The 21116-nt window shown below is 41.9% G+C and carries 15 protein-coding genes; 12 read left to right on the forward strand and 3 right to left on the reverse strand.

Annotation, left to right across the window (positions count from 1 at the left end; all coding sequences use genetic code 11):
* Nucleotide 1 precedes the first annotated feature (1 nt).
* Together B3394_RS14345 and B3394_RS14350 are read right to left on the reverse strand one after the other, a co-directional pair.
* Nucleotides 2–925, reverse strand: a complete 924-nt coding sequence (locus B3394_RS14345) for a hypothetical protein (RefSeq protein WP_286925815.1) — start codon at nucleotides 923–925, stop codon at nucleotides 2–4.
* 11 nt (nucleotides 926–936) lie between these two features.
* The gene (locus B3394_RS14350) at nucleotides 937–2850 is read right to left on the reverse strand and encodes a hypothetical protein (RefSeq protein ID WP_286925817.1); all 1914 of its coding nucleotides are present in this window, start codon (nucleotides 2848–2850) and stop codon (nucleotides 937–939) included.
* 394 nt (nucleotides 2851–3244) lie between these two features.
* Between B3394_RS14350 and B3394_RS14355 the strand changes: the two genes are divergently transcribed.
* From B3394_RS14355 to B3394_RS14395, 9 genes are all read left to right on the forward strand, one after another.
* Nucleotides 3245–9961 carry a T9SS type B sorting domain-containing protein gene (locus B3394_RS14355; RefSeq protein ID WP_286925819.1) on the forward strand — a complete coding sequence of 2239 codons (6717 nt, stop codon included), beginning with the start codon at nucleotides 3245–3247 and terminating at the stop codon, nucleotides 9959–9961.
* A gap of 138 nt (nucleotides 9962–10099) precedes the next feature.
* On the forward strand, nucleotides 10100–10297 hold the full coding sequence (locus B3394_RS14360; protein ID WP_177731173.1) for a hypothetical protein: 198 nt from the start codon (nucleotides 10100–10102) through the stop codon (nucleotides 10295–10297).
* 36 nt (nucleotides 10298–10333) lie between these two features.
* Entirely contained in the window at nucleotides 10334–10633 is a 300-nt protein-coding gene (gene trxA, locus B3394_RS14365) for a thioredoxin (RefSeq protein ID WP_286925821.1), read from the forward strand.
* A gap of 21 nt (nucleotides 10634–10654) precedes the next feature.
* Nucleotides 10655–10861, forward strand: coding sequence for a YgaP family membrane protein (locus B3394_RS14370; protein ID WP_177731169.1), 207 nt, complete (start codon nucleotides 10655–10657; stop codon nucleotides 10859–10861).
* A gap of 125 nt (nucleotides 10862–10986) precedes the next feature.
* Nucleotides 10987–12288: an NAD-dependent succinate-semialdehyde dehydrogenase gene (locus tag B3394_RS14375; RefSeq protein WP_286925823.1), complete on the forward strand. Its 1302-nt coding sequence runs from the start codon at nucleotides 10987–10989 to the stop codon at nucleotides 12286–12288.
* Nucleotides 12289–12291: 3 nt separating this feature from the next.
* Nucleotides 12292–12804 (forward strand): nuclear transport factor 2 family protein, encoded by a 513-nt coding sequence (locus tag B3394_RS14380; protein ID WP_177731165.1) that lies wholly within the window; start codon nucleotides 12292–12294, stop codon nucleotides 12802–12804.
* A gap of 121 nt (nucleotides 12805–12925) precedes the next feature.
* The gene (locus B3394_RS14385; protein WP_414654275.1) at nucleotides 12926–14086 is read left to right on the forward strand and encodes an Atu1372/SO_1960 family protein; all 1161 of its coding nucleotides are present in this window, start codon (nucleotides 12926–12928) and stop codon (nucleotides 14084–14086) included.
* Nucleotides 14087–14219: 133 nt separating this feature from the next.
* Nucleotides 14220–14654, forward strand: a complete 435-nt coding sequence (locus tag B3394_RS14390) for a hypothetical protein (RefSeq protein WP_286925825.1) — start codon at nucleotides 14220–14222, stop codon at nucleotides 14652–14654.
* A 17-nt stretch (nucleotides 14655–14671) separates the two neighbouring features.
* Entirely contained in the window at nucleotides 14672–15238 is a 567-nt protein-coding gene (locus B3394_RS14395; protein ID WP_177731159.1) for a group 1 truncated hemoglobin, read from the forward strand.
* Nucleotides 15239–15286: 48 nt separating this feature from the next.
* On the opposite strand, the gene B3394_RS14400 is transcribed toward B3394_RS14395, so the two are convergent.
* A complete protein-coding gene (locus B3394_RS14400; RefSeq protein WP_177731157.1) occupies nucleotides 15287–16231 on the reverse strand; it encodes an L-threonine 3-dehydrogenase in 945 nt (314 codons plus the stop codon).
* A gap of 179 nt (nucleotides 16232–16410) precedes the next feature.
* Here B3394_RS14400 and B3394_RS14405 point away from each other — a divergent pair, with 179 nt between their 5' ends.
* The 3 genes from B3394_RS14405 (at nucleotide 16411) to B3394_RS14415 (ending at nucleotide 21056) form a co-directional block, all read left to right on the forward strand.
* Nucleotides 16411–16998, forward strand: coding sequence for a hypothetical protein (locus tag B3394_RS14405; RefSeq protein ID WP_177731156.1), 588 nt, complete (start codon nucleotides 16411–16413; stop codon nucleotides 16996–16998).
* An 85-nt stretch (nucleotides 16999–17083) separates the two neighbouring features.
* The gene (gene mfd / locus B3394_RS14410; RefSeq protein ID WP_394353042.1) at nucleotides 17084–20398 is read left to right on the forward strand and encodes a transcription-repair coupling factor; all 3315 of its coding nucleotides are present in this window, start codon (nucleotides 17084–17086) and stop codon (nucleotides 20396–20398) included.
* Nucleotides 20399–20411: 13 nt separating this feature from the next.
* Nucleotides 20412–21056 carry a DsbA family oxidoreductase gene (locus B3394_RS14415; RefSeq protein ID WP_286925914.1) on the forward strand — a complete coding sequence of 215 codons (645 nt, stop codon included), beginning with the start codon at nucleotides 20412–20414 and terminating at the stop codon, nucleotides 21054–21056.
* Nucleotides 21057–21116 lie beyond the last annotated feature (60 nt).

Genomic DNA, 21116 nt, shown 5'->3' on the forward strand with positions numbered 1-21116 from the left:
CTTATTTCTTTTTATTAATAACCGCTTTTAAACTCTCGTTCTCCTGCTTTAAATTGTCAACCTGTTTTTTTAACTCCAACATATACAATGTCAGTTCTTCGATTTTTTGCATTTGCTTTGCCTGCATCTCTGCCAAGTCCAAACCATTTTTTACCAATTCCTGAGATGAAGGAATATCCGGCAAATGCTTATTTTCTTCTATATAGTTCTTAACCTCCTCCAAAGGCATTAATTTATAATCTTTTTCAAAAACATGGTCTGCCCAATTAGAAGAACTCAATACAGCCACTTTTACTTTCTCTGCCAATATTCCTTTCTCAACATACAGACTATATCCCGAAGGCATTTTACCCACTGGAACAGTCCCTATAATAGCATTTCCAACCACCTCTAATTTTGCCTTTGGCGCAACCGTTCCCAATCCAACATTTCCATCATCATGAATATGCATCCTAACTTCAGGATTGTCACTAACCGCGTTATTCGGGTTCGTCAAAAATTCCAGATATGTTCCTTGAGAAGTACCTCTATACGATCTGATCTTAGCGCTTCCAGCAGCGTTAAACTCAAAAGAGATATCCCTTTTACTATTAACATCCGTTGGCATATTTGGCCCTTGTATAACAAGCTTTGAATAGGAATTATTACTAATATTTCCCATTCTAAAATCGCCGCTCTTAAAAAAGGTAAATACTTTTTTACTATAATCATTATTAAAAATCATATTCAGGTTCCCTTCATAGTTTTCAAAACATATATTCCTGTCTAATGAAGATGCTAACGGTGATCCTTCCAAACAAAATCCCCCACCTGTTCCCAATTCGTCCGACTTAGGAAACGTTATCGGACATTGTGCATACGAAAAATGAAATGAAACAGACGTTAGAAACAATACACAATAAAAATTAAACGATTTTACTTTCATATGATAAACTATTAATTACAAATATTTGAACTTTGCTGACCTGCTCCATCAATAATACTATGTGTTTCAAAAAAATTCACAAAATTACTATTCTGATCATAAACTATATTAGAGCAACTCCAGCACTCTCCTGACAATAAAGGATCATTATACCGTTTATTATAAAGATTTCTTTCAACAGTGACATTTACAGAATTATTATAACACATGATTCCTCTGACGTTTCCGTTTTTTCCATTATCGATACAATCAATAGATTCCGGAATCACAACTCCTGGCTGTATATCTATTAAATTATCATATATATTAACATTACTGGAACCCTGATCTAAATAAATTGCTCCCAAATTAATTGTTTGATTCAGGATATAATTATGATGTACCGAAGATCTGTTATTATTTGACCCCAGTGAACTAAGAGTGTAAATACCGCCTCCATCTGCCATTGTTTGCGAAGAACAGTCAATTTTATTATACGCTATTTCATTTACTCCATTCTCAATTTTATTATTCCACCCCCATCCGACAGATATCCCTGTGTACGGAAAACCAGATATCGTATTATGCTTAATAACAGTATTTCTTGCGAAAGACACTAATATCGCAACACATCCGGAATATTCATTAGCAACATTATTGATATAGTTATTATTAATATAACTATCCGCCACCAGTAAATAGGAATAATCATTTGGTAAACATGTTGAATTATAATAATCAATATCTAAATTTGGGCTCAAACATGGATTTTGAGCATTATTAATATCCCCCACATGTAGGGCACTTCCTGAAATATCTAAAAATTGGTTATTACAAATAATACTGTTCCTTGAACTAATACCTATGGATAATCCTGTGGAACCAATATGTTCAAACACATTATTCTGGAACACCAGTCCATGACTATTAATGAAAGATACAGAAGCCGGCAACACATTATGAACTCCGTTCTCATCAAGCAAATCATCTGCCTGATTTGCAAAAAAACCAAAATTAGAATCCCTGTTAACATTGAATTCAGAAGGTTTATTCCAAGTTGAATAACAAAACACCACATCTTTAAACCTTATATTCCTGACATTTTCTCCGGTTATGAGTTTCTCCAGTTTAGGAATTACCACATCAAGATTATTAACCGCCGCTAAAGTAGTCACACTATTAGACGGCTTTAAATACAGCGTATTCGACTGTTTATCAATATACCATTCTTGCTCTGCATCTAAAAACGCTAATGAATTTTCTATCCAGTCTGCCGGTGCTTTTTCAAATGTTTTTTGATTGTGTATTCTTTTCCAAAATTCAGTATCAATTACTATCTGCTTGCCGCAAACAGACTTAACAGGTATACGGTTATTTCTAAAATGTATATTTGAAACAACTTCAACATCTTTAATGTTCTGCATATTTACAAAATCCAAGTCATTACACGTATAAAAATACCCTAATGCTGTTTCCAGAACTCCATTTGCATTTTGAGTCCTGGCTCTAACAGCCCTCTTTTTATTTATGTAAAGTTGCCGTGAATACAACTCTCCGATATTAGCCTTCCATATATTCCTGGATTGATCGTGTATTGCCCACCCGGTAACTTTTACACCTCCGCTTATTATCGGCTTTGGCATTCCCGGATCATACGCCTTGTAATTCACATAATACGCACCATGTCCGCTATCCAAAGCTGTAAATTCCAAAGTTTGATTCAGAACATATTCTCCAGACATAATATTAATGTTAATATCCTGAGTCATTCCTACAGCAATTATTTCCCTTGCTTTCTCCTTCGCTCTGTTTATTGTTTTAAACGCAGCACCTGTTGATGTCCCAGAGTTACTATCACTACCGGAAGGCGAAACATAAAAATTCTGAGAATTTCCCATTGTACAAATGAAAAATAAAAGGATCCCTATCTTAATCTTATCTGACATAAAAAATTAACTTATTTTTTACACTATTTTACACACAATTTTATTTAGCTAATATATCAAAAAATCATTAAGTGAACTCATAATCAGCATTAAAGCTAAATTATTTTATATTGAACATCCAAAGACTTTTCGCTTTTACAACTTTCAAAAAATTCCAACACCATTTACAAACAATCCTCAAAAGACTCTCTTAGATCATAAAAAAAGAGACATCCTAAATTCACAACGGAAAAATAAAAACAATTATCCTCACAAAACGATATCTACCACCCTCACCTTCACTCAAAAAAGTTATATTTCTCATACACTTGTTTAAAATCCAACACTTCCCGGGTACATTTCTTTACATTTGCAACACCTTTAGCCCTATACATTATTTTAAGCCACTCCAAAAATGAAAATCAGAACAATTACCTTCCTTTTTATTTTTATCAGCTTTATTTCCAAAAGCCTATACGGTCAGGTTCCGGAGTTGATTATATCCGATCATAACAATACCACCGGCACGATAACTATTGATTGTGATTACAACTTTATTCCGCCCAAAAAAGTCAGGCTGACAGCAACCTTTCCCGATTTAAAAAGTACCACAGAATATACCGTTGAAAGCGTTCCGTTCAACCAAACCGGCAGTTTTGCCGATGGAACGCCTATCGTATTTAGCGGAGACGACACCTGGAGCAGCACCATCCCAATGGGTTTTACCTTTTGTTTCTACAACAACAACTATAATTCGGTTACCGTAGGCGATAATGGCATCGTCCGTTTCGGGTACGACAGCAGCGTTCCCGAAGGTGCTTTTTCATCGATAATCAATACTACTCCCAACCCATCATTGGTCAGAAATGCCATTTTTGGCGGGTTTCAGGACATGCTCAACATTCCGGCAGGATTTGGCTGTGCCACAGGAGAAAACTGCGGCACGGTTACCTACCTGACCACCGGAACAGCCCCTTTCAGAAAATTTATCGTAAATTTTAATGCCGTTAACCATTTTAACTGTTATGGTACGAATACCCGGAAATCCACATTTCAGATCATCCTGAACGAAACAACCAATATCGTTGAGGTGAATGTAAAAGACAAACCTTTGACCTGTACCGGAAATATCAGCGCCAACGGAAACGGAAATTCACTGATAGGGCTTAACAATTCCAATGGCACAAAAGGAATCGCACCGCCGCAAAGAAACACCGGCACCTGGGCCGCCCAAAATGAATCCTATCAATTTCTACCCAGTGGTGCCAGCAGTACTACCTTGTCCTGGTACAATGCTGCCGGCAGCTACCTAGGAAATGCCAACCCAATAGAAATAATACCGCCCAACTATTCTACTTTTTACAATGCAAAAGTGCTGTACAACACCTGCTCGCCCGTTACTATGGAAAATACCATCGTGATTAACTACGACCTGGATTATCCCGTTGCACCGGACATTTCTGCAAATTTTTGCGATACCGCCAATCCTTTCCCCGATGAAATCGTAGACATTGCCGGCTTACTGCCTGCGGAAGCCGGAATTATCAAAACAATACACAATACCCAGGCGGAAGCCGATGCCAACGCAAATGCTTTGCCCGGCATGGACACCTTTCACATGACCACCACTACCCGCACCTTTTATTACAGAGTAACCAAAGGAAGCTGTTATGCCACCGGCAAGATTACTGTAAAATTATTTCAGACACCTCAAATAGCCGATCAGGAAATCCGCATCTGCGACACCAATAATGACGGTACAGAACCGGTTTCTTTACCCGGTTTAACAAGCCAGATTAGCGGCTATCTGCCCGGCATGACTGTTTCGTACTACCATAATCTGCCCAATGCCAATGCCGGGATCAATCCTGTAACCAGTATAACCGTAAACAATCCTCCTGGCTTTTATGACGTGTACATCAGAGTCGTGAACGCCAATAATCCCAGCTGTTTTACAGTACGTAAAATCACCTTGAGAATAATGCCGAAACTGGAATTGGCTCCGATTACCCCGTTCTGCATTAACGATCCGAATTTTGATTTACACGAATTATTCGACTTAACTTCAATTCCGGTAACCATAATAACCGGTCCTGCAAATACAAATGCGCTGACCATCCAGTATTATACCTCGCTGTATAATGCACAGAACGGCATCAGTCCGATTGCCAATCCGAACAATTATCTGGTAAGCATTCCGTCACCGCATACGGAAACAACCCTTTATATGACGATCAATGCATCCGGTTATTGCAGCACGATAGTACCGGCAACGATCCGCTTTTGCGAAGCCATGGGTGGCGGTGGAAGCGGTGGCGGAGGCGGTGGTGGAACTGGCGGCGGAGGCGACTTTGGTGCCTGTCTGGAAACTGGCGAACCCATTCCTTCCTATGACCTGAATGTAGTTTACAACAGTACGATGAGCGCGATTGTACCGCTTCCTGTTCCGTTAGGCTTTTATACCACTTTAAACGGTGCCCAGACCGAAGATCCCGCAACAGCATTAACCAGCACCCAGATCAGCAGCTTTTTTCCGGTTGTACCGCTTTCCGCAGTATGGGTACGCTATGTCGACGTTAATGGGGTTGTCGGCATTATAAAGCTGGTCATTCCGGTTAAGTTTATCAAACATGTCAACCAGGATTATACCATTTGTGACCTCTTAAACGACGGACACGAAACGGTTAACCTGCTGCCTTATATCACCCAGATACAACTGGAAAATCCCGGGGAAACCGTTAGCTGTTTTGCAAACATAACCGATTATAACGCCGGCACCAACCCGATTACCAGCATCACGGTTTCTTCCCCCAATACGATTGTATACGTAAAAGTAAAGTCCTATAATTGTAGCTCTAATTATGACCTGAATTTTATCCTGACCCCTTTTAACATCGGAACTCCCGTTAACCGGCAGGTTTGCGATATCGGGGCAGACGGCACCGAACTTTACGACCTGACAACGATGATTCCGGGACTTACCTCCGGATTTAACAGCCCGTTAGTGAGCTTCCACACCACCTCAGCCGGTGCTTTTAACCAGACCAACCTCATCAATTCCCCGGCAAACTATCCGATAAACCCAATGACCGTTGTATGGGTAAGAATTGAAGAAGATCCGGCAACGGCTCCGAATGAATGCCCGACCATACAGCAGGTAAATTTCGGCTTCTTTAATTCTGTGGCTACCAACCCAATTGGCGTGGTTGAAATTTGCGATACCGACAATGACGGACAGGTTCTTTTTGACAACCTGAATCAGGTTATTGCTTCCGTTATTATCGAAAACCCTTTGGAACCTATTATCAAAAAATTATACACCAGCCTGACCGCTGCTCAAAACAACGATCCGGTTTACGAAATTTTACCCGACTGGGATACTTTTGTTTACGACACTTCTATTTTAGGTGTTACCGGCAGTATTTACCTCTATTTAAAGAACACGGTTACCGGCTGCGAAAGAATCGTCCCGATCAACGTTGCCATACTGTCGTTCCCGCTAACGGTCAATTCTGTGGTCACTACCTGTGATTTCGAAAACGACAACAGCGAAACCATTGCCGACATGGCTGTTTTTAACGCTCAGATCACTTCCAATTACCTGCTCTACACCTATCAGTATTTCGGAAACATGGCCGATGCCCTGGCAGGAGCACCCGAAATTCCGGCTGATTTCACCATTCAGCATAACGATACCATTTATGTAAAAATAACCAATGGCACAAACGCTGCCTGTGCCCGCATAGTACCTGTTGCCATTCAATTAATCCCTGCTCCGGTGGTAACCCCGGTAACGGCTGTTATCTGTGATAACCTCGGAGACGGAAGCGAGGCCGTTAACCTTAACAGCTACCAGGACCAGCTTATCAGTAATCCTGCAAATACTTCTTTTACATTTTACAATTTATATAGCGATGCCTTACAGGAACTGAATCCCATTCCAAATTTGAGTACGACAAACTTTACCGTTTCCTCATTCGACGCAAACAATTTTTCCCCTCCTGTATTTGTGAGAGTCACCAATACCATTACCCATTGTTTTGCCATCACAACGATTGTTTTTCAAAGAAGATATCTAATAATTGCCAATGATACCATTCAGTCGGCCTGTGATATTTCGGTCACAAACGAGCTTAGCGGTATTTTTAATTTACCCGCTTCCATACCGGACATGATTACCAATCCTTCCGGTTATACCATTAGTTTTCACAACACTCCTGCCAATGCCGCTACAGGTGCAAATCCTATTGCAACCCCAGATATATATCCGGTAACTGCCAGCCAGACCTCTTTTGTATATGTCCGGTTCGAAGACCTTGCCACCAGCTGCTACACGGTTAAAACGCTGGAACTTCAGATTTACAACCTGCCAAAATTCGTGAACAGCACCTACGATGTCTGTGATGATAATTTAGATGGCTTGTACACCATTGATTTAACCTTGCTTAATGCCACTGTAGTCGAAAATCCGCTGCCTTACAGCTTCCAGTATTTCTTAAATGCAGCCGATGCTGCCAGCAATAGCAATGCCATTACGAATATTACCAACTATACTATTAATCCAAATGATTTTCCTGAAATCATTTATGTAAAAGGTACCAACAGCAATAATTGCAGTAAAACAAAAACGGTAACGCTGGAACACAAACCGGAAGTACCATTGTTAACAGATACCGTAATCCTTACAGAATGTGATACGGATAACAACGGTATAGAAGCCTTTGATTTAACAACAGCTGAAGGGCTTATCACTGCCCAGCCGGGAATTCAATTCCAGTATTTTTCTGCTATTGCCGATTTGCAGTCGAATACCAACCCGATTGCCAATCCCGGCGCCTACCCGAATCCGCTACCCAATTCGAATCCGGTCTATGTAAGGCTGTCTGCGCCAAACACCCATTGCGACAATTGGGCAACCATAACCTTAAATCCGTTTTACGAAGAATATTCTTTACCCAATCCGATAACGCTTTGCGACAACAATGCCGACGGAACAGAACAGGTTGACTTAACCCAGACCATCTACGACCTGCTTCCTGCCTATGATCCAGCGGCTTTGGCACTCGAGTTCTATCTGTCTTCTTCGGATGCCAACGCCGGTACAAACAGCATAGCCGATCCGCAGCATTATATATTTTCAAATTTTGCGACACCGCTTTTCGTAAAAATCAGGAATATTGCAACCGGATGCAGCCTTATAAAAGAACTTCATTTTATCAATCCGCCAGCCATTATACTGACTCCTCAAACAATAAGCCGCTGTGATTTCGACAGGAATGGCACGGAAGTCATCAGCATATCGGACTATTACAACCTGCTGCACAGCAATCCGTCCGGCTATACCATCAGCTGTTATGCCTCCGAGGCTGGCGCCAATGCCGCGTTAATTGCCGATCAGCTATCCGCAACTGCATACCTGCTAACGCAACCGCAGCAAACAATATGGGTTCGCTTTGAAGACAGCCACGGTTGCTTTTCCGTAACATCCTTAACGGCACACATTATCCCGCTTCCCAATCCGAACACTCATCCCGTTCCGCTGGAATCCTGCGACGATAATAATCCCGGGGATCTGAAAGAAGTTTTTGATCTGACTACAAATGCCGCTTATGTTTTAAACGGCAGTACCGACCTGATCACCTATCACCTCACCGAAAGTGACGCCATTGACGGTTCCAACAGCATCGTCAATCCAACAAGCCATGAAACGACCACCGCAAGTATCTGGATCAGGGTTACCACAAATCCGGTGAGTACACTTACCGATTGTGCTGTTATTATCGAGCAAAAGCTCATTGTACATCCTTTACCGGCAGCCGGCAGCATCAGCGATTATTACAGCTGTATCAATACCAATGACGGAAAAGCCACTTTTACCTTACATACAAAAGATGAAGCCGCTTTAGCCGGACAAAACCCAAATACGTTTACCGTGAACTATCACCTTGCGGAAAGTGATGCGGCACTGGCAGTAAATCCGCTGCCTGCAATTTTTATAAGCACGAGCCGGTTACTTTGGGTAAGCATTCAAAACAACCTGACCGGCTGTATCAGCACCACAACATTACAGCTGATTGCCGAAACCAGTCCAACGGCTACAAAACCGCCCGTTCATGCTACAACCGTATGCGATACCGATGGTACTAACAATGGTCACACCGTTTTTGATTTAACCGCATTAGATCCGGTGATCTTAGGTCCGTATCAGGCAAACAATCCGGATTATTCGATTCATTATTACTCCGATTTGGCAAACCTCAATGCCAATATCCCGATTAGCAATCCGGCTGCTTTTGAAAACGAATCCAATCCGCAGATAATATATGTAAGGGTCATTCATGAAAATACGGTCGGGAAATGTGCCGCCGAAACAAGCTTTAATATAAAAGTCAACCGCCTGCCCGAACCGGTGCCAAATGGTGGTTTTGTGTGCTACAATCCGGTTACCGGAGCCGTTCTGAGCAGCCATATTATCCATTCAGGATTGAGTGCCACAACCCATACTTTTGAGTGGTACAACGGAACCGTACTAATACCCGGTCAAACCGGCACCGCGCTGGAAGTAACACAGCCCGGTCATTATTTTGTAGTGGCCACACATACCGCAACAGGATGCGAATCGGTTCCGGCAGAAGCCGTAGTCGGACATTCGGAACCGGCTATCGCGACCGCACGGGTGGAATATTCTTTTAATGACATTATCAACATCATTATCCACGCTACGGGTGCCGGAAATTACAGCTATCAGCTAAACGAGGAACCGATACAGGCTTCGCCAGTTTTTGAGAATGTAGCTGCCGGAACACATACCCTACTCGTTCATGACAATAACGGCTGTAATCCTACCCGAATAGAAGTGGTAGTCCTCGATTATGACAAATTTTTCACCCCGAACGGCGACGGCTATAATGACACCTGGCATATCGCCGGAATTAAAGGGCAGCCAAACGCTAAAGTGTACATCTTTGACCGCTATGGAAAATTCCTGAAACAGCTCTTTCCGGGAGGAAAAGGATGGGACGGGACTTATAATGGCGCACCGCTTCCTTCAACCGATTATTGGTTTTCAGTAAAATACATTGAAAATGGGGAAGAGAAGGAATTCCGCTCCCATTTTGCCATGAAAAGATAGGTCCGGATGCCCGGATCAGCTATAAAAGTTAGCCGAAATAACCTTGTTTTATTTCGGCTAACTTCATTTATGTAACAAAAGTTACATCCTATCTCCGTTTTTTTTTCGTAAATTTATAAGTCAAAAGGAACATTTATCATGAAAAACACATTCCAGAACTGGCATTTTATGCGGTTCTTCCGTCTTGCCATTGCCTTGTTTTTAGGCTATACTGCTTATGACAGCAACCATTGGATATTCGGGTTGTTTGCGCTTTTCTTCCTGTTCCAGGCATTATTTAATTTCGGATGCCAGTCGCAATATTGCACCCTTCCATACAAAAGGAGAAAACAATAACGTTAACACGCAATGCTTAATTAAAAAAGATGATTTATGAGCACTTTTTCTGAAATAACCAATAGGAAAGAACCTGTTTTAATTGACTTTTTTGCAACCTGGTGCCAGCCTTGTACCGCATTAGCCCCGGTGTTAAAAGAAGCAAAAGTTGTATTGGGCGATACCGCTCATATCCTCAAGATCGATATTGATAAAAATCAGGACCTCGCTGCAAAATACCAGATAAAAAGCGTCCCGACCATGCTGCTCTTCAAAGAAGGCAGGCAGCTTTGGCGGCATTCCGGAATAATCACAAAAGATGCGCTTATTTCCGTTATCAATTCTCATAAAAGTTAAGCCCCCTAAACCTTTATAACCATGAAAAAAAATATCGGTAACATCGACAAAATCATCCGCATCACCGTTGCCATTATCCTGTCCTTACTGGTTTCCACAGAAATCGTAACCGGAACTTTTGGCTATATACTGTTAGCCATCGGGCTGTTTTTACTGCTTACGGGTGTAATTAATTTTTGTCCCATTTATTCCTTTTTCAAAACTAACACCCGGAAACTGAAGTCTTAAACCGCAGCAATATCTTTTGGAAATGCTTTCTAAAACAGGAAATATTAAAACACACCTGCTATTTTTAACACCACATTCTTTTCAAAATAAGTATCTTTACTAATAGACCATAATTAAAGATACGGATGACTTCTGAAATCACTTCTGAAAAAATAAATGCTGCAGCACAGGCATTCTCACACTGGAAAACGGTAAACATAACCGAACGCATAGCCTGTATCCGGCAACTGAAAACAACCCTTTTGGAAAACAAGCGTCAATATGCCGAAATGATCACGGCAGAAATGGGCAAACCCATTACGCAGGCGGTTGCCGAAGTAGAAAAATGCGGGGTACTATGTGATTACTATATAGAAAATGCAGCTGCTTTTTTGCAGGACAGGATTATAAAAACAGAAGCCACAGAAAGTTATGCAACCTATGAACCCTTAGGCGTGCTACTTGGCGTAATGCCCTGGAACTTTCCTTTCTGGCAGGTTTTCCGGTTTGCCGTTCCGTCCATAATTGCCGGAAATACGATTGTTTTAAAACACGCCAGCAACGTTCCGGAAACGGCACAGCTGCTCGAAACACTTTTCACCAAAAGCAACTTCCCGGTTGGCATCTATCAGAACCTGCCTATTTCCAGCAAGGAAGTTGCCGCAGTTATTGCCAACCCGCATGTTAAAGCGGTTTCCTTAACCGGAAGTGAAAACGCCGGAATTTCCGTTGCCACGGAAGCGGCGAAACACCTGAAAAAATCATTACTGGAATTAGGCGGAAGCAACGCTTTTATTGTTTGTGAAGATGCCAATCTGGACAAAGCGGTTAGTATTGCGGTAAATGCCCGCATGCAAAATGCCGGACAAAGCTGTATTGCCGGAAAACGTTTCCTGATCCAAAAAAACATCTACGAATCCTTTTTAGAAAAATATATCCTTGCTGTGAGCCAGCTAAAAATGGGCGACCCGATGGATCCCGCAACACAGGTGGGTCCGATGGCCAGAGCCGATTTAGCACAGGAAGTGGAAGAACAGCTTAACCGATCCATTGCCATGGGTGCCAAAGTAGTCTTGGGCGGTCATCGCAATGATGCCTATTTTGAACCGACCATAGTGACCAACATCACAGCAGAGATGCCGGTTTTTAACGAAGAAGTATTCGGACCTGTCGCGGCCATAATCACTTTCGATACGATTGAAGACGCTATAAAAATCAGCAACAACTCCCGGTTCGGGCTGGGCGTCTCCGTTTTCACACAGAACATCCCTTTTATCAAAACCAAAATACCCGCTTTTGAAGAAGGTGCCGTATTCCTTAACGAGATGATAAAATCCGACCCGCGGTTACCGTTTGGCGGTGTCAAAAAATCCGGTTACGGAAGGGAACTTTCCGAAGAGGGAATACGGGAATTTGTAAACATCAAAACAGTACTTATAAATAATTAAACCATGCAAAAAGTAATAACAATACTGGCGGCTACCGCTCTTTTCACCTCCTGCATGAAACCCAGCGAGGAAACCGTTAACGAAGAAAAACAGGAAATCGGCACCACACTCGACGATTGGCACAAAGCAGCGGCAGAAGCCAATTATGACGATTATTTCAATGAATTAACGGACGATGCCATATTTATCGGTACCGATGCTACCGAGAACTGGGACAAAACCGCTTTTCAGAAATTTGCCAAACCGTTTTTTGAAAGAGGAAAAGCCTGGAATTTTACGCCATTGGAACGCCATATTTATTTTAACGAAGACCTTTCGTTAGCCTGGTTTGATGAGCTGCTGGACACGCAAATGAAGATATGCAGGGGCTCCGGTGTTATGGTTAAAACCGAAGGGCAATGGAAAATCAAACACTATGTACTGTCCATGACCGTACCTAATGACAACATTACCGAAGTGGTAAAGGCTAAAAGTGCTCTTGAGGACAAACTGGTCAATCAATTAAGAAAACAATAACTATTTTCCTTTTTTTAAAATTTAATTTTGCATCCTCAAACCAGAGCATGCAAACAGCGTTACACCGGATAATGGTATCCGGCATCCGGTCTTGTTTTTGGTGCTCTTTTATTTATCTATCATGAAGAACATCTTTTTTATCTGTATGGCTTTCACAATGGTTTTAAACCCGATAAAAATGAATGCACAAACTAAAGAAACAAACATCCTGGTTTTAATTCATTCCCAGAACGGAGGAACCTACAAACTGGCACAAACCATAGCCGAAGGGGCCAAATCCTTTCCGGATACAAAGGTGACGATAAAAAGAGTTCCTTCAATTGATGAAAAAGCGAAACTAAGTCCGGAAGTAGCCAGATTAGCGGTTGCTGCCATTGACGAACTTCCGGCTTATGACGGAATCGCATTTGGAAGTCCGGTGCATTTTGCTAATGTAAGTGCCGATATGAGCTACTTTTTCAGCAAAAGCATCCCGATATGGACCGACAGAAGTCTGGAAGGCAAACCGGCAACGGTATTCATGTCTGCCGGATCCGGATCGGGCAGGGAAGCCGCCATTCAGTCTTTCTGGAACATCCTGTCGATGCACGGCATGGTAATTATCCCAACCGGATTAATGGCTTCCGATAAAACAGACAAAACCGTTCCGCAGGGAAATACTCCTTTCGGTGCGTCATCCTTAAGCGGTGCAAACGGAACCCGTCCTTCGGCAAGCGAACTGGCTTTGGCTAAAGAACAGGGACTGGCCTTAGCCAAAACAGCAAGCGCCTTAAAAGTTTTTACTTCCGTTAAAAAACAGCCTGCCACTTCCGGCAATACCGCTCCGGATGTGAACAAAACCCTGAGAGAAAATAAAATCAGCATACCCGAAGCACCAAAACCGGTAGGCAATTATGTGCCTTATGTAATTTCCGATCATAAAGTTTACATTAATCAGGTGGCACTGAAAGACGGGAAAATCGTAAATCCCGGAAAAATTGGCGTGACAGTAACCGAAGAACAGGCTAAAGAAGCCACATACCAAACAATGCTGAATGTTATTGCTGTGCTTAAAGATGCCTGCGGCGGTGATTTGAACAGGGTAAAACAATGTGTGCAATTAACCGGTTTTTTCAATACCACTCCCGAATATACACAGCATGCTGCCATCATGAATGCTGCTTCCGATCTTACAGCAACGGTTTTCGGAGAAAAAGGCAAACATGCCCGGGCAACCATTGGCGCAGCCTCTTTGCCTGTAAATTCAGCTGTTGAAATCCAGGCAATATTTGAAATAGAATAGCTCAGAAAAACATCCCGATACAACCAACCGGACACCGATAAAAGTGTCCGGTTTTTTTTATTTCATTTTTTTTAAAACCATAGTCCTTTTTTTCCCGTACATAAACCTAACAAACTTATAAACGAACTGCGCTATGAAAATCAACAAAAAAGTTAAATGGATAGCAGGCTGCTTATTCGGGATTATTGCACTGCTTTTTATCACACTGGTAGTCCACATCCTGATGGTTACTCCAAAAAGCTATGACAATATGAGTTTACAGTTAAGCCGTATTGATTTTAAAGAACCCATTGATTCGGCAAAAGCCAAAGTTATCAATGCCCAGCTGCGAAGTATTGATGGTGTTGAAAACACCTATTTCAACATTAAGGACGGCATACTGGTATATACCCACAACCTGAATAAAGTTGATTCTCAGAAAGCTTTTGATGCCCTTCTGGAAAAAGGAAATTATAAAGCAGAACGCTTTGTTGTTACGGATCAAATGAAAAATTCCGGCTGCCCTGTTATGGACCGCAATTCTTTCTCTTATCGTTTTTCACATGGAATACAAAAACTTTTTAATTAACTATAAAATAAATTATTATGAAAATCTATTCAAAACTAACATTAGCAGGGCTTCTTCTGGTTGGCCTATCGGCTTTCTATGCCTGTAGTAACGATAATGATGATACGCCTACACCCGTTACACCACCAACGCTTTATCAAAAATTAGGAGGGACAACCATGGTTGCCGATCCGAGAAACTCCGGGCAAATGATCGAACAGGGCCGTTTGGGATTGCGCTCTGTAGTGGACAGTACAATTTTTGTAATTGCTGCCGATCCGCAATTACAGCCTTATTTTGCCACATTACTTTCGGAAGTTGGTTCCGGAAATACAACCAATCTGGCGATACTGAGTAAAAATCTAACCGATTTCTTTTGCGTGGGCACAGGTGCCAAAAATTTCTCTTATACCGGTTTAAACATGACAGACGCACACAATCCGGCAACAAACCCGAGAATGGCAATGAAGGCTAACAATGCCGACATGGACAAATTTATTGGCGATGTTGTGATTGGTGCACAAAAGAACAGCGTTCCCAACGACCTTATTGGTGAGGTTGGGGTCGTTTTAGAGTCACTACGACCGCAGGTAGTGCAACAGTAAGTTTGTTTTAAATGAAAAACGCTACCTTATTCCGGTAGCGTTTTTTTATTATTTTTTAGCAAGGTTTTCCAGCATTACGGCTGTCATTTTTTCCAGGTCGAAGTCGTGTTGCCAACCCCAGTCTTTTCTGGCGTAACTATCGTCAATACTTGCCGGCCAGCTGTCTGCAATTGCCTGACGGAAATCAGGATTGTAATCAATTGTAAATTCCGGGATGTGTTTTTGTATCGAAGCGGCAATTTCTTTTGGTGTAAAGCTCATCGCCGAAAGGTTGTAGGAAGAACGCACTTTCACGTCTGCTGCCGGAGCCTGCATAATGCTGATCGTTGCTTTTATCGCATCGTCCATATACATCATTGGCAAAGCGGTTTCTTCCGAAAGGAAACAGGTATAGCTTTTATTTTCCAGGGCTTTGTAGTAAATATCCACCGCATAATCTGTAGTGCCTCCACCGGGTGGTGTGGTCCACGAAATCAAGCCCGGGTAACGGATGCTTCTCACATCCACACCATATTTCTGGTGGTAATATTCACACCATCTTTCTCCCGTTTGCTTTGAAATTCCATAAACGGTAGACGGTTCCATAACCGTATACTGCGGTGTATCGATTCTTGGCGTAGTCGGTCCGAAAACTGCAATACTGGATGGCCAGAATACTTTTTTAATTTTTTCAGCTTTCGCCAGATTTAAAACATGAAACAACGAATTCATATTCAGGTCCCATGCAAAAGCAGGATTTTTTTCGGCTGTAGCCGAAAGCAATGCTGCCATTAAATACACTTCGTCTACTTTATATTTTTCAACAACTTCTTCAATCTGATTAAAGTCCATTGCGTTTACCACTTCGAAAGGTCCTGTAGCGACAAAATCCTGTGTCCCTTTTCTGATATCGGAAGCAATTACATTATCATTTCCGTATATCTGGCGCAATTTCACGGTAAGTTCAGACCCGATCTGACCACAAGCACCAATAATTAAAATTGTTGTATTCATATTTATTTGCGTAGCTATATTTTTGACAAAGATAGCGCATTCAAGGAAATCTACAGGCTACTTTCCGACCCTATTATTTCACCGGACAATTAATTTTAGTTAACAAATTCCCATAAAAAAAGAAGTTTTGGATAACATTTGTAAATTTGTTGTTTAATACAAACGTTTTAAGTAAACAAATGAAATATATAGTAGCGGTTTTAGCGGGTTTTTCTCTTTTTCTTTTTTCATGCAACAACAAGGATGAACGTGAGATCGAATATCAAAAATCGTTACAGCAAAGGGACTCCGTTTTTGCCATTATCAATTCCAACTGGAAATTCGACATTCCGGCCGTAAGTCCGAAAGTACAAAGCAAAATCCAGAATTGGGAAGAATGGCGCCAGTTCAAACAGGAACTGGCTCAGAAACCGAAAAGCACCCTGAATGCTTTTAAGTTAAAGACGATCACCCTGGTTAAAAAATCGGATTCGCTAACCAATAATATCCCGGTGATTTTCAATACACCTGCGGTAAAAAGCCGTCTGTCGACTTTGAACACCAAAGTTAAATCGCTGGAAACCTTTATTTCCCTGGATTATATCCCGACTAAAAAAGTGATTTCATTAATTCATGAAGTTTCGGAAGAAGTAATGTCCGTACAAACCCAAATGGATGAAATTCTTTATAAAATGGAAATTCCTAAAGAAATTGGAGAAACGGAAATGTTACAGGCGCTTGACACCGTGCGCCGTGCCAGAGCAAATTTTTCAGAGCCTAAAAAATAAACTGCTGGGATTTATTTCCCATCAACTTTAAACCATCTATTTTTTGAAACCCGATATAGTAAACATATACGAAAAGTCTTCAAAAGTGAGTCTTTTGGCAGACCAGCTGCAAAAAAGAGAAAACAAACTGCATCTGAAAGGATTGGTTGGTTCTTCCCTGTCTTTTGTGGTACAATCCCTTTTTTCAAAAAGCGACCTGCCATTTCTGCTTCTTTTTCAGGATAAAGAAGAAGCGGCTTACTATTTAAATGATCTGGAAAACCTGATAAACGACCAGGACGTTTTGTTCTATCCCGGTTCGTATCGCCGTCCGTACCAGATTGAAGAAACCGACAATGCGAATGTTCTCCTTCGTGCCGAAGTGCTGAACCGCATCAATTCCCGTAAAAAGCCTTCCATAATTGTGTCCTATCCGGATGCGATTTTTGAAAAGGTGGTTACGCGGAAGGAACTGGACAAAAACACGCTGAAAGTGGCTACCGGCGACAATATCTCGATTGATTTTATCAACGAGGTGCTTTTCGAATACAATTTTAAAAGAGTTGATTTTGTGGCCGAACCCGGAGAATTTTCGGTTCGGGGTGGTATTATTGACGTGTTCTCTTTTTCCAACGACAATCCGTATCGTATGGAGTTCTTTGGAAACGAAGTGGACAGTATCCGTACGTTCGACGTAGAAACACAGCTTTCTATTGAAAAGCAGAAAAAGATCACGATCATTCCGAATGTGGAAAACAAATTCCTGAAGGAAAACCGCGAAAGCTTTTTAGACTATATCAATCCGCAAACCGTTATTTTTATCCAGAATACCGATTTGCTGCTGAGCAAACTGGACAAGTTGTTTGACAAGGCCAATGAGGCTTTCGAAAAATTATCGAAAGAGATCCAGCATGCCACTCCGGAAACCATGTTTTTAAACCAGACTTCTTTCGTTAAGAAGGCTTTGGATTTTACCATAGTGGAGTTTGCTTCAAAACCCATTTTCAGAACGCAGAAAACGGTGGAATTCCACACCCAGCCGCAGCCTTCGTTTAACAAGCAGTTCGATTTGCTTTTAAACAACCTGAACGACAATCATTTTAACGGTTACAAGAATTATCTTTTCTGTTCCAATGAAGGCCAGGCAAAACGTTTCCACGATATTTTCGAGACCCTTGATGAGGCGAATCACGAAAACATCCGGAAGCAGTATAAAACCATCGTTGCTCCGTTATACCAGGGTTTTATAGACGAAGAAAACCAGATTGCCTGTTATACCGATCATCAGATTTTTGAGCGTTATCATAAATTCAATCTTAAAAACGGTTATTCGAAAAAACAGAATATCACGTTAAAAGAGCTTACCACACTATCGGTAGGCGATTATGTAACGCATATTGACCACGGCATCGGGAAATTCGGCGGTTTGCAGAAAATCCAGGTGGAAGGCAAAACACAGGAAGCGATAAAACTGGTTTATGCCGATAACGACATCGTGTATGTGAGCATTCACTCGCTGCATAAAATTTCCAAATACAACGGAAAAGACGGTGCGCCGCCCAAAATATACAAATTAGGTTCTTCTGCATGGAAGACTTTAAAACAGAAAACGAAGGCACGTGTTAAACATATCGCCTTCAACCTGATACAATTATACGCCAAACGCCGACTGGATAAAGGTTTTGCCTTTGCGCCCGACAGTTACCTGCAGGCGGAACTGGAAAGTTCTTTTATTTATGAAGACACGCCGGACCAGTCTAAAGCCACACAGGAAGTGAAAGCCGATATGGAAAACGACAGACCGATGGACCGTCTGGTTTGCGGTGATGTTGGTTTCGGAAAAACGGAAGTCGCCATTCGTGCCGCATTTAAAGCGGTAGACAACGGCAAACAGGTTGCCATCCTGGTACCCACAACAATCCTGGCTTTCCAGCATTACAAAACTTTCCGCGATCGGTTAAAAGACATGCCGGTTAACGTGAGCTATGTGAATCGTTTCCGTACTGCCAAGCAAAAAACGGAGATTCTTAAAAATCTGGAAAGCGGTAAACTCGATATCATCATCGGAACCCACCAACTGGTTAATAAAAATGTTGTTTTTAAAGACCTGGGCTTGCTGATTATTGATGAGGAGCAAAAGTTTGGGGTAGCCGTTAAGGACAAATTAAAAACGATTGCCCAGAATGTCGATACGTTGACGTTAACCGCGACGCCTATCCCGAGAACCTTACAATTTTCCTTAATGGCGGCAAGGGATTTATCGGTTATTACGACACCTCCGCCCAACCGTTACCCTATAGAAACCAATGTTGTTGGTTTTAATGAAGAAATAATACGCGATGCTGTTTCCTATGAAATTGAACGCGGCGGACAGGTTTATTTTATCAACAACCGTATTGAGAATATCAAGGAGGTTGCCGGAATGATCCAGCGTCTGGTTCCCGGAGCCAAAGTTGGCGTAGGACACGGCCAGATGGACGGTAAAAAACTGGAAGAGCTGATGCTTGCCTTTATGGATGGCGAGTTTGACGTCCTGGTTGCTACAACCATCATTGAAAGCGGACTGGATGTGCCGAATGCAAATACTATTTTCATTAACAATGCCAATAATTTCGGATTGTCGGATTTACACCAGATGCGCGGACGCGTTGGACGAAGCAATAAAAAAGCGTTCTGTTACTTTATCTGCCCGCCTTATTCTGCCATGACGGAGGAAGCCCGGAAGCGTATCCAGGCACTGGAACAGTTCAGCGAACTGGGGAGCGGTTTCAATATTGCGATGAAAGATCTTGAAATCCGTGGTGCCGGCGATTTACTGGGTGGTGAGCAAAGCGGTTTTATCAATGAGATCGGTTTTGATACCTATCAGAAAATTATGAATGAAGCCATCGAGGAATTAAAAGAAAACGAATTTAAGGATCTGTATCCGGAAGAGAATGATATCGAGACCAAAGACTATGTAAAAGATATCCAGATTGATACCGATTTCGAGCTTTTATTCCCGGATGAATATATCAACAATATTTCGGAGCGTCTGAACCTGTATAACGAACTGAGTGTTATTAAAACGGAGGAAGACCTGAAAGTATATGAACAAAAGTTAATTGACCGTTTCGGACCATTGCCGAAACAGGCTGTTGCCTTACTGAACAGCATCCGCATAAAATGGATCGCTACAAAAATGGGTATTGAGAAGCTCATCTTAAAGCAAGGCAAGATGGTGGGTTATTTTGTTGCCGACCAGCAATCGGATTTCTACCAGTCGGCACGTTTTCACAATGTACTGCGATTTGTACAGCAGCAGGGCAATTTGTGCAAAATGAAAGAAAAGGAAACGAAAAACGGTTTGCGACTGTTATTGACTTTTGAAAATGTAAAATCCATTAAACGCGCCCTGGAGTTAATGGAAATGATGAATTAAAAAAAGGAAATTTATGAAAATAGAAATATGGAGTGACATTCGCTGTCCCTTTTGTTATATCGGAAAAACAAAATTTGAAAAGGCACTGGCTCAGTTTGAGCACAAAGACAAGGTAACGGTAATCTGGAGGGCTTTTCAGCTGGATCCGGAAGCGGTTACCGATACTACTATTTCTGCTGCCGAAAGTATGGCAAACAGAAAAGGAATCAGCGTGGAAGAATCCGAAAGGATGCATGACCATGCAACGGCCATTGCCAAAGATGCCAGACTGGATTTTCATTTTGAAAAAGCCGTTCCTGCCAACAGTTTCCGCGCACATCAGCTTTCTGCTTTCGCCAAAACGAAAGGGGTTCAGAACGAGGTTGAAGGCGCACTATTCAGCGCTTACTTTACAGAAGGAAAAAATATCGATGCCATTCCGGAGCTGATTGCTATCGGAACACGTTTTGGACTGTCGGCTTCCGATATCCAGAATGTTTATGATAACGGCTTATTTGCCGAGGAAGTAAAAGCCGATCAGGAGCAGGCATACGAATACGGCATCAATTCGGTTCCCTATTTCGTTTTAAACAACAAATATGCCGTTAAGGGCGCTCAGCCTGCCGAACATTTTTTAGAGACCTTACAGGGCGTTTTTCAGGAAGAAAACCAATTTTAAGCGTTTCGTACTTTTTATAAAATCAAAAACCTCCCGATCTTGCGACCGGGAGGTTTTTTT

Origin of the sequence: Flavobacterium sp. UBA4197 (assembly GCF_002379575.1) — a bacterium.
Lineage (GTDB): Bacteria > Bacteroidota > Bacteroidia > Flavobacteriales > Flavobacteriaceae > Flavobacterium > Flavobacterium inviolabile.